This is a genomic window from Micrococcus sp. KRD077 (assembly GCF_017168505.1).
GTDB lineage: Bacteria > Actinomycetota > Actinomycetes > Actinomycetales > Micrococcaceae > Micrococcus > Micrococcus luteus.
The window spans coordinates 1-10,506 of record NZ_JABFAZ010000029.1 but is presented as its reverse complement, the minus strand read 5'-3'; the positions used below and the strand labels follow the sequence as shown (position 1 = coordinate 10,506).

10 protein-coding genes are annotated in these 10,506 nt (G+C 73.1%); 2 read left to right on the top strand and 8 right to left on the bottom strand.

Annotated features, from left to right (window positions below; all coding sequences use genetic code 11):
* Window positions 1-29: 29 nt before the first annotated feature.
* The 5 genes from J1M39_RS07410 to J1M39_RS07390 all read right to left on the bottom strand — a co-directional run bounded on the left by J1M39_RS07410 (window position 30) and on the right by J1M39_RS07390 (window position 5,457).
* A complete protein-coding gene (locus tag J1M39_RS07410) occupies window positions 30-1,421 on the bottom strand; it encodes an aspartate aminotransferase family protein (RefSeq protein WP_158184118.1) in 1,392 nt (463 codons plus the stop codon).
* 121 nt (window positions 1,422-1,542) lie between these two features.
* Window positions 1,543-2,448, bottom strand: a complete 906-nt coding sequence (locus J1M39_RS07405) for a hypothetical protein (RefSeq protein ID WP_206496638.1) — start codon at window positions 2,446-2,448, stop codon at window positions 1,543-1,545.
* A gap of 83 nt (window positions 2,449-2,531) precedes the next feature.
* Window positions 2,532-3,257, bottom strand: coding sequence for a dienelactone hydrolase family protein (locus J1M39_RS07400; RefSeq protein ID WP_036316518.1), 726 nt, complete (start codon window positions 3,255-3,257; stop codon window positions 2,532-2,534).
* Between the two features lie 72 nt (window positions 3,258-3,329).
* Window positions 3,330-3,881 (bottom strand): YceI family protein, encoded by a 552-nt coding sequence (locus tag J1M39_RS07395; protein WP_078026166.1) that lies wholly within the window; start codon window positions 3,879-3,881, stop codon window positions 3,330-3,332.
* Between the two features lie 295 nt (window positions 3,882-4,176).
* Window positions 4,177-5,457, bottom strand: a complete 1,281-nt coding sequence (locus J1M39_RS07390; RefSeq protein WP_078026167.1) for a Glu/Leu/Phe/Val family dehydrogenase — start codon at window positions 5,455-5,457, stop codon at window positions 4,177-4,179.
* A 289-nt stretch (window positions 5,458-5,746) separates the two neighbouring features.
* Here J1M39_RS07390 and J1M39_RS07385 point away from each other — a divergent pair, with 289 nt between their 5' ends.
* Window positions 5,747-6,712 carry an HpcH/HpaI aldolase/citrate lyase family protein gene (locus J1M39_RS07385; RefSeq protein WP_052001310.1) on the top strand — a complete coding sequence of 322 codons (966 nt, stop codon included), beginning with the start codon at window positions 5,747-5,749 and terminating at the stop codon, window positions 6,710-6,712.
* Window positions 6,713-6,823: 111 nt separating this feature from the next.
* On the opposite strand, the gene tctA is transcribed toward J1M39_RS07385, so the two are convergent.
* Genes tctA through J1M39_RS07370 form a run of 3 tightly spaced genes read right to left on the bottom strand, consistent with a single transcriptional unit; the run spans window position 6,824 to window position 9,895 of the window.
* On the bottom strand, window positions 6,824-8,329 hold the full coding sequence (gene tctA / locus J1M39_RS07380) for a tripartite tricarboxylate transporter permease TctA (RefSeq protein WP_095347430.1): 1,506 nt from the start codon (window positions 8,327-8,329) through the stop codon (window positions 6,824-6,826).
* 1 nt (window position 8,330) lies between these two features.
* A complete protein-coding gene (locus tag J1M39_RS07375; protein ID WP_036316524.1) occupies window positions 8,331-8,891 on the bottom strand; it encodes a tripartite tricarboxylate transporter TctB family protein in 561 nt (186 codons plus the stop codon).
* Window positions 8,888-9,895, bottom strand: coding sequence for a tripartite tricarboxylate transporter substrate binding protein (locus J1M39_RS07370; protein WP_036316525.1), 1,008 nt, complete (start codon window positions 9,893-9,895; stop codon window positions 8,888-8,890). Before J1M39_RS07370 ends, J1M39_RS07375 begins: the two co-directional genes overlap by 4 nt.
* Before the next feature lie 176 nt (window positions 9,896-10,071).
* On the opposite strand from J1M39_RS07370, the gene J1M39_RS07365 reads away from it, so the two are divergent.
* On the top strand, window positions 10,072-10,422 hold the full coding sequence (locus tag J1M39_RS07365; protein WP_017489351.1) for a universal stress protein: 351 nt from the start codon (window positions 10,072-10,074) through the stop codon (window positions 10,420-10,422).
* Window positions 10,423-10,506: the final 84 nt, after the last annotated feature.

The following is a 10,506-nucleotide window of genomic DNA, read 5'->3' as shown; positions in this document are numbered from 1 at the left end:
GGGCGGGGCGGGGCTGGGGGCAGTGCCCGTCAGCCGGCCGCGACCTCCTCGTCGGCGAGGGCGAGGACCTGGTCGAGCACGTCGAGGCCGAAGCGCAGGTCCTCGTCCGAGATGTTCAGCGGTGGGCACAGGTGGAACCGGTTCTCGGCCATGAACAGCAGCAGCCCCCGGTCCTTCGCCTCGGCCATCATCCGCCCCATCACGGGCGCGACCTGACCGAGCGGGGCCAGCCGCTCCCGGGTCTGCCGGTCCTTCACCAGCTCGACGGCCCAGAACGCGCCGGCGCCGCGCACATCGCCCACGCTCGGATGGGCCGCGGCGATCTCGGCCAGCCGCGGCCCGATGATCTCCTCGCCGATCCGCTTCGCGTTGGCCACCATGCCCTCCTCCTCCATCGCGGTGATCGCGGCGACGGCGGCCGCGCACGCGAGGGGGTGGCCCGAGTAGGTCAGGCCGCCGGGGTAGGGCGTGGTCGCGAAGCTCTCGTAGACGTCGTCGCTCATGGCGACGCCGCCCAGCGGCACGTACCCGGAGTTGACCCCCTTGGCGAACGTGACGATGTCCGGGGTGACGCCCGTGAGCTGGTGGCCGAACCACTCGCCCACGCGGCCGAAGCCGACCATGACCTCGTCGATGATCAGCAGGATCCCGTGCTCGCGGCACAGCTCCTTGACGCCGGCCATGTAACCGGGCGGCGGCATGAAGATGCCCGCGGTGCCGGGGACGGCCTCGAGGACCACGGCGGCCACGGTGGAGGGGCCCTCGAGCTCGATCACGTCGCGCAGGTGGGCCAGCGCGCGCTCGGCCTCCTGCTCATCGTTCTCCGAGCCGAACGCGGAGCGGTACGTGTACGCGGGCTGGAAGTGCACGACGCCGTCGGAGGCCGAGTCCGAGCCCACGCGCCGCAGGGAGCCGGTCAGGTTCGCCGTCAGGCGCGTGGCGCCGTGGTACGAGAGGTATGCGGAGAGCACCTTGTGCCGGCCCGTGTGCAGGCGCGCCATCCGCACCGCGTGATCGTTGGCCTCCGCGCCCGCGTTCGTGAAGAACACGTGGTTGATGGACTCCGGCAGCCACTCGGTGATCAGCCGGGCCGCCTCGGACCGGGCGTCGTTGACGTGCTGCGGGGCCACGGTGGCCAGCGTCTCGGCCTGTTCGCGGATCGCGGCCACGATCTTCGGGTGGCGGTGGCCGACGTTCGTGAAGACGAGCTGCCCGCTGAAGTCGACCATGGGCCGACCCTCGCCGTCCCACACCCACGACCCCTCGGCGTCGAGGATGGTCATGGGATTCAGATCGCGCTGCGCGCTCCACGAGTGGAACACGTGCGCGCGGTCGAGCTCGTGGGCGCGGCGGCCCCGCTCGATGGCCTCGTCGCTGATCCGGGGGTCCCGGCGACCGACGTGCTGCTGATGCTCGGACATGCGCCCTCCTTGGTGTGATGCGGGTCATTCCGAGCATAGGCAGGCCCGCCGGGGCGCGTCCCGGCGCGTCCGGCTGATGACCTCGCCCCCGATCCGTGCCCCGACGTCCGGGCGCCCGCCCTCAGCGCGAGCTGGCGCCCCGCCGCCCGCGCGCCACCCCCACGAACGCCTGCACGAGCTCCGAGTCGGCCGCCTTGAGCCAGGCCAGGGCGACGTCCCAGCCGGGGTGCCGGGCCTCGTCGTCGCCGTGGCGCGCGGGATCCGGCCCGTCGACGACGGCGGCGCCCGCCTCCGCCTCGGCCCGCGCCTGCTCGTCCGCGAGCGCGGCCCGCGTGGCGGCGGCCTCGCGGTCGGCGCGGGACAGGCCCACGGTGTCGTCGAGGGTGGAGGCCAGCGGCAGCACGATCACGTCCTTGCGGCCGAACATGCGGGCCACGGACATCGGCAGCACGACGTGGCCGGCGCCGGACGCGGCGATCTCCAGCGCCATCCGCTCGCCCGCGCCGGGCAGCTCGGCGGCGTCCATCGGCTCCGGGCTGGGGGCCGGGGCGAAGCGGGCGGGTTCCAGCTCCTCGTCCGGGTCGAGCTCGGCGGGCGGCACCGGGCCGTCCGCGTCCACGTCCCACGCGGCGAGCAGGTGGTCCCTGCCCACGCACACCACCGGCAGCTCGGAGTACACGCCCACGAGGTGCACGTGCCACGGGTCGATGTCGCCGACGCGCAGGAACTCCTCGGCGGACACGTCGCGCCGGCGCCGCACGTAGCCCAGCTGCGGCAGGAAGTGGCGGGGCTGACCGGCGTCGTCGTGGGCGAGGTGGGCCAGCTGGGCCGCGTCGTCGTGGTTGACGAGCTGCACCGTGCGCTGGCGCGTGGTGAACCGCTCCACCCACGTGGACGGCGTGGCCCCGGGGATGGTGGCCAGGAAGAGGGTCTCGGGCGGGACGGGCAGGTCCGCCGGCGGGGCGGGCGCGGGACGACGCCGGCCCTCGCCCCCGGCACGGCCCGCGGGCTTCACGCCCTTGGCCACGCCACGCCCGCCGGAGCGGGTGGACCGGGCGGGGCCGCCCCTGCTCGCGCGGGACTTCCCGCCCCGGCCGCCACGGGAGCCGCTCAGCGGACCTTCTCCTTCAGGAAGGAGACCGCGCGGTCCCAGGCGAGGGCGGCGGCCTCGGGCCGGTAGTTGCCCTGGGGGTTCTCGTCGTTGTGGAAGGCGTGCGGGGCGTCGTAGTAGAAGTACTCGACGTCGGCCCCGGACTCCTCGCGGATCTGCTGCTCCTGCCTCCGCGCGTCCTCGACGGGGAAGGAGTCGTCCTGCTCGGCGTAGTGGCCCTGGACGGCGGCGGTGACGCCGGAGAAGTCACCGGGCACGCCCTGGCCCACGCCGTAGAAGGGCACGGCGGCGGAGACCTTGTCCCCCTGCTGGGCCGCGAGGGCGAGCACGAAGCCGCCGCCCATGCAGAAGCCGATCGCGCCCACGGTCTGCGAGGTCACCTCGTCCCGGGCCAGGAGCCAGTCGACGGCACCGGCGAGCTGGCGGGCGCCCTCCTCGGCGGGCAGGTTCTGCATCATCTCGCCGGCCTCGTCGCCGTCGTGGGCGATCCAGCCTCCGTAGAGGTCGGGGGCGAGCGCGACGAAGCCGAGGTCGGCGAGGCGGTCGCACACATCCTTGATGTGGTCCACCAGGCCCCACCACTCCTGGATCACGATCACGCCGGGGCCCTTCCCGGAGGCGGGCAGCGCGAGGTAGCCGTGGCCCGTCCGGTCGCCGTCCTGGCCGGCGTCCTTGGTGGGCAGGTCGAACGTGACGTTCTGGTGCGGGGTCTTCGAAGCCATCATGGGCCCCACCCTACGAGCAGACCGGGCCCCTCATCGAGGGACCCGGTCTCGACGCGCGAGGTCGACTCAGGCTCAGGCCTGGGCGTCGGCCTCGGACAGCACGAAGGCGGCGCCGATCTCGAGCTTCACCTTGTCCGAGACCAGGACGCCGCCGGCCTCGGTGGCGGCGTTCCAGGTCAGACCGAAGTCCTTGCGGGAGATCTCGCCGGTGGCCTCGAAGCCCACGCGGGTCGCGCCGAAGGGATCCTTGTCCTGGCCGCCGAACTCGGCCTCAAGCTCCACGGTCCGGGTGACGCCGTGCAGCGTCAGCTCGCCGACCAGGGTGAACTCCTCGGGCTCGCCGCGGACCTCGGTGGAGCGGAAGGTCATGGTGGGGAACTGCTCCACGTCGAAGAAATCGGCGGAGCGCAGGTGGGCGTCGCGGCCCTCGTTCTTGGTGCTGATGGAGGCGACGTCGACGGTCACTTCGACGGAGGACTGGGTGAACTCCTCGGCGATGACGAGCTGGCCCTCCACGGCGTGGAAGGTGCCGCGGACCTTGGAGATGCCGGCGTGGCGGACGACGAAGTCGACGTCCGAGTGCGCGGGGTCCAGGTTCCAGGTTCCGGGGGTGATGGCGTGCATGGGGTGCTCCTTTTCAGCGGGTCTGTCTGGTGTGTCCGGGGTGGGCCGCCACGGCGGGCGGCGCCTCGGCCTCCGAACTTGTTTCAAATTCAAACATCATCCGGGCGGTCCGTCCACGCTCGATCGTCAAAATTCGAAATAGAGACGGACGTCACGGGCCGGGGGCACATCAGGGACGAGTCCGCCCACGACGACGGCCCGGAACCTCCGGGGGTTCCGGGCCGCCGGCCCGCGGTCGGGCAGCGGGGCCGCGCTCGGGCGGCCGGACGGGGTCAGGCGGCGGGGCCGCCCCCCGTCACGGGTAGAGGCCGCGGGTGCGGTGGGCCTCGGCCACGCGCTGGACGGCGGTCAGGGTGGCGGCCTCGCGCAGGCTCACGCGGCGGCTCTCGGAGGTGGCCAGCACGGCCTGCCACGCGGCGACCATGCGCCGCTTCAGGCGCTCGTCCACCTCCTCGCGGCTCCACCAGTAGGCCTGGTTCGCCTGGACCCACTCGAAGTAGGAGACGATCACGCCGCCGGCGTTGGCCAGGATGTCCGGGACGACCAGGACGCCCTTCTCGGAGAGGATGCGGTCGGCCTCGCCCGTGGTGGGGCCGTTGGCGCCCTCCACGACCAGCCGGGCGCGCACGCGCGGGGCGTTGTCCTCGGTCAGCACGGACTGCACGGCGGCCGGGACCACGAGGTCCACGTCCATCTCGAGCAGCTCGTCCGCGTCCATGGACGCGGTGCCGGGGGTGTCCTTCACGGAGCCGGTGTCCCAGAGCTGCCTCTGCAGGGCGTCGTAGTGCAGGCCCTCGTCGTCGCGCACGGCGCCGTACTGGTCCGACACGGCCACGACCTTCACGCCGGCCGCCTCGAGCAGCTCGACCGTGCCGGCGCCGACCTTGCCGAAGCCCTGGACCGCCGCCGTCGCCTGCGACGGCTCGATGCCGAGGTGCTCGAGCGCGGCGAGCGCCACGTGGACCACGCCCGCCGAGGTGGCGGAGGCGCGGCCCAGCGAGCCGCCGAGCGAGACGGGCTTGCCGGTGACCACGCCGAGCGTGGTGTGGCCGACGTTCACCGAGTAGGTGTCCATCATCCAGGCCATGGTCTGCTCGTCCGTGCCCACGTCCGGGGCGGGGATGTCCACCTCGGGGCCGATGATCGGCTGGATCTCGGAGGTGTAGCGGCGGGTGACGCGCTCGAGCTCGGCCTTCGAGTACTGGCGGGGGTCGATGGCCACCCCGCCCTTGGCGCCGCCATAGGGCACGTCCAACAGGGCGCACTTCCAGGTCATCCACATGGCCAGCGCGCGGACCTCGTCCAGGTCCACGTCCTGACTGAAGCGCACGCCGCCCTTGGCCGGGCCGCGGGAGAAGTTGTGCTGCACGCGGTAGCCGCGGAGCACCTCGGTGGAGCCGTCGTCGCGGCGCAGGGGGATGGAGACGGCCATCTCGCGGCGGGGGGCGGCGAGCATCTGGTGCAGGCCCTCGTCGTAGCCGAGCGTCTTCACGGCGGCGGAGAGCTGGGCCAGGGCGTTGTCGAGTGGGGAGGACGGCGCCGTCACGGCCTCGTCCTCGGCGGGGATCCTCGTCATTGAGCGTCCTCGTGGTCCGGTGGGCAGGGGTGTGTCGCGGCCCGACCGACGCGCGGAGGGCCGCGCCCCATTGCGCGGCCGACGTCGTCCGGACCCCGATGAACGCTACGCGCTCCCCCCGCACCCGTCACCCCTTCTGAGCCGAGATCCACGCCCACCCGGGTGACGTCGGACACAGCGGCGTGTACTGTGCTGTGGATGCGCCGCACACCCGCGGCGCCCTTCGGCGTCGAACCGACGCCGCTCGCTCAGGGCCCACCTGGTCCGTCCCCCCGTGAAGGAGCCCCTCATGACCGTGACCCTGCCCGCCGCGATCACCCCCTCCCCCGCGTTCCAGCCCGTGCCCGGCCAGCGCATCGACCCGGAGCTCGCCCGCTCCTGGCTGCTGGTCAACGCCGCCCAGCCCGAACGGTTCCAGCCCGCCGAGGACTCGGCCGCGGACATCGTCATCCTCGACATCGAGGACGCCGTGGCCCCCAAGGACAAGGACCAGGCCCGCGCGGACGCCGTCGCCTGGCTGACCTCCGGGCACACCGGCTGGGTGCGGCTCAACGGCTACGGCTCACGGTGGTGGGAGCAGGACGTCGAGGCGCTCGCCGCGGCCCTGCCCGCGCACCTGGGCGGGCCGGTCTCCGAGGGCGGCCTGGCCGGCGTCGTGCTGGCGATGGTGGAGTCCACGGACCACGTGAACGAGACCGCCCGACGGCTGCCCGGGGTGCCCGTCGTGGCGCTCGTGGAGACGGCGCGCGGGCTGCAGCGGATCGACTCGATCGCCGCCGCGAAGGGCACGTTCCGGCTGGCCTTCGGGATCGGCGACTTCCGCCGTGACACCGGCCTGGGCGAGTCGCCGATGGCGCTGGCGTACACGCGGTCCCAGTTCACGATCGCGGCGAAGGCCACGGGGCTGCCGGGCGCGATCGACGGGCCCACCGTGGGCTCCACCGGCGTGAAGCTCGCCGAGGCGACGGCGGTGACCGCGGAGTTCGGCATGACCGGCAAGCTGTGCCTCGCGCCGGAGCAGTGCGCGGCCGTGAACGAGGGGCTCAGCCCGTCTCAGGAGGAGCTGGCGTGGGCCCACGAGTTCCTCGCGGACTTCGAGGCCGACGGCGGCGAGATCCGCAACGGCTCCGACCTGCCCCGCAAGGCGCGCGCGGAGAAGATCCTCGGGCTGGCCACCGCGTTCGGGGTGCACTCCACGCGGTACCCGGACCAGGACAACGCGATCACGGCGCCGTCGGACACGTACCACTACTGAGCGAGGCCGCCGCCCACCAGAAACGCGGGTTGAGTTGTCACGGGTGCGGAGGCCGCACACCGGTGACAACTCAACCCGCGTTGCCTCGGGGGGCGCGGATCCCGCCTCCGCTCACACGTCCTGGCGCGTCCGGCGCACGACGGCGGCCCGCACGGAGAACGCCAGCACGATCGCCAGGATCCCGTAGATCACCCACGTGATGGGGGTGGAGACGAGCACGGCCGGGTCGCCCACCGAGCTGAGCAGGGCGTCGCGCAGGCTGGTCTCCGCGAGCGGGCCGAGCACCATGCCGATCATCAGCGGCGCCAGCGGGTAGCCGTACCGCCGCATCAGGAAGCCCAGCACGCCGATCCCCAGGAGCATCAGCAGGTCGAACACCGCGCCCGTGGTGGCGTAGATGCCCAGCCCGCAGAACAGCGTGATCCCCGCATAGAGGTAGTGCTTCGGGATGAGCAGGAGCTTGGCCCACAGCTGCGCGAACGGCAGGTTGATCGCCAGCAGCACGATCATCGCGATGAAGAAGCTCGCCAGCAGCGCCCACACGAGGTCCGGGCTGCGGTCGAACAGCAGGGGGCCGGGCTGCAGCCCGTACTGGCGGAACGCCGCCAGCATGATGGCCGCCGTCGCGGAGACGGGCAGGCCGAGCGTAAGCAGGGCGCCCATCGCCATGCCGGTGGTCGAGTTGCCCGCCGCCTCGGGGGCCGCCAGCCCGCGGATCGCGCCGCGGCCGAACTGCGGATGCGCTCGGCGTCGGTCCAGGCGCCGCTCGACCGAGTACGCCAGGAACGTCGGCACCTCGGAGCCACCCACCGGCACGATGCCGAACGGCAGGCCGATCGCCGTGCCGCGCAGCCACGCAGGGGCGGCCTCGCGGAACTCGGCGCCCGAGAGCCACGGCCGGCCGGTGCGGCGGATGCGCAGGTCCTCGTGCTCGCGGCGCACCCGGGAGGCCACGTGGAACACCTCGCCGAGCGCGAGGATCGCCACCGTGACGGTCACCAGCGGGATGCCGTCGAACAGCTGCGGCGAGCCCATCGTGAAGCGCTCGGTGCCGGTCACCGCATCGATCCCGACGACGGCGATGCCCAGTCCCAGCACCAGAGAGGCCAGGCCGCGCAGCACCGAGTCGGCGACCACCGAGGAGGTGGCCACGAACGCGAAGAGCGCGAGCGCGAAGTACTCCGCGGGGCCGAATCTCGTGGAGAACTCCGCCAGCACGGGGGCGAGGAACACGACGCACACCGAGGCCACCATGCCGCCGATGAAGGCGCCGAGCGCCGCCGTCGCCAGGGCCTGGGCCGCCCGGCCGTCCTGGGCCATGCGGTGGCCCTCGAACGTGGAAGCGATGGCCGAGGCCTGGCCGGGGGTGTTCATGAGGATGGCCATGGTGGAGTCGCCGAAGAGGCCGCCGAAGTACACGCCGGAGAACATGATGAACGCCGCGGTGGGCTCGAGGGCGAAGGTCATGGGCAGCAGCAGGGCCACGGCCATCGAGGAGCCGAGCCCGGGCATCACGCCGACCGCGGTGCCGAGCAGACAGCCCAGCACCACCCAGAGCAGGTTCATGGGGGTGAGGGCTCCGGCGAAGCCCTCCATGAGGAGTCCGAGGGTCTCCATGTCAGAAGCCACCTCCCAGGATGCCCGAGGGCAGGGTCAGGCCCAGGGCCACCGCGAAGCCGAGGTAGGCCAGCGAGGAGACGAACAGGGCGACGAGGATGTCGAACACGGGGTGCGGGGCGCCGAACGCGCGCGTGACGCACCAGAACAGCAGCGCCCCGGCGAGGATCCACCCCAGCCAGGGCAGCAGGACGGCGAACGCGAGGAAGCCGAGGAAGCACCAGGCCAGCGCGCCGAAGTCCGAGTGGAACAGGGTCAGCGGACCGGCCGCCTGGCCGACCTCGCCGTCCGCGTCGGCCTGACCCTCGGGGGACTGGCGTACGCGCACGACCTCCACCGCGAGCGCGGCGGCGATCACGAGACCCGCGACCGCGAGGATCAGCGGGAAGAAGTCCGGGCCGGGGAAGTCGGCGCCCTCGGTGTCCATGGCCAGGGATCCCAGCAGCAGGTAGAGGCTGAACGCGGCCAGCACGGCCGGCATGACGAGTCCGGAGAGCCCGGCGGCGCGCCCCCAGCGGGAGGGGGCGTCGGCGGCGGGGGGGACGGTGGATGCGTGGCTCACTTGATCTCCTCCGTCAGCGTGCCGATGCGCTCCTTCTCGGCGGCGATGAACTCCTCGAGTTCGGTGCCGGAGAGGGGCACGGGATTCCAGTAGTTGCGCTGCACCGCCTCCTTCCATTCGGGGGTGTCGACCGCCTCGGCGATGAGGGCCTCGAGCTCGGTGCGCTCCTCCGCGGAGACGCCCGGGGGCACGAACAGGGCGCGCCAGTTGGTGAGCGTGACGTCGTAGCCCTGGGAGCGCAGGGTCGGGATCTCCTCGACGCCGGCCAGCGGCTCGGCCGCCACCACGCCGAGGGCGCGCAGTCGGCCGGCCTCGACCTGCGGGTAGATGTCCGCGAAGCCGCCGGCGGAGGCCTGGGCGGTGCCGTTGAGCAGGGCCTGGATGGCCTCGCCGCCGCCGTCGGACGGGATGTAGGTGGTGTCCGCGACCGGCACGCCGGCCGTGCGGGCGATGTCCGCCATGACGAGCTGGTCGAAGGAGCCGCCGCCGGTCCACGCCACGTGGGCGGGGTCGGCGCGCCAGGCGCTCACCAGGTCGTCCATGCTCTGGTACGGCGAGTCCGCCGGGACCACCACGAGGCTGTATTCCTCGACGACGCGGCTGACCGCGGTGACCTGGGAGAGCTCGGGGCCGGTGCCACGGGCCGCGTGGGCGGCGATCTGGCCGGTGCCGCCCACCATGAGGTTGTTCGCGTCCTCGAGCGTGGTCAGCTGGCCGAGGGCGATGTTGCCGCCGGCACCGGGGATGTTGACCACCTGGACGTTGTTCACCAGCCCGTTGACGCGCATGGTCTGCTGCAGCTCGCGCTGGAACGAGTCCCAGCCGCCGCCGGCGGCCGCGGGGGCGATGAGGGTCAGGTTGGTGCGGATGTCGTTCCCTCCCGAGGCCGAGCGGATGGAGAAGGCGGAGGCCGCGAGCACGGTGAGCACCGCGATCACGCTGAAGACGATCCGGCCGATCCCCGTGCGTCGGCGCGGGGGGCCGTCGGGGGAGGTGGAGGACATGGCGGTTCCTAACAGAGACACCCCGCCGCCAGGGAGTGGCGCCGGGGACAGGTGCGAGTGGTGGAGGTCACGGTAACAGCGCGGCGGGGCGGCGTCCGCTCTTCGTCCGCAGAGTGACCGACGACAACCGGTCCGGGTGGTGACGGGGACCGCGCCCATGACGCACAGTGGTCCCCATGACGATCATCAGCACCGGAACCAGCACCCCCGAGAGCGCCGCGGCCTGGCGGGCCGCCCTGGCCGAGGCGGCCCTGCGCGGAGAGGACGTGGTCTGGTTCTCCCTCGACGGGACCGAGCCGGACGAGGCGGAGGCGCGCGAGGCCGGCGTCGCCGTGTCCGTGGCGCACGCCCAGGAGCGCGGCCGGGACGCCGTCGGCGACCTGCTCGAGCATGCCGAGCGCGTGGGCGCGAGCCGGATCGTGGTGGGCGTGAAGCACCGCTCCCCCGTGGGCAAGCTGCTGCTGGGATCGGCCGCGCAGCAGATCATCCTCGAGGCGCGCGTCCCGGTGGTGTGCGTCAAGCCGTGAGGGCCGACGTCGGGCGGGCGGCCCCGCGCCCGGCCCACCCCGCGGCGTTTGGGGGCGGTTTCGGGCGGTATTCGGCGTGGATAC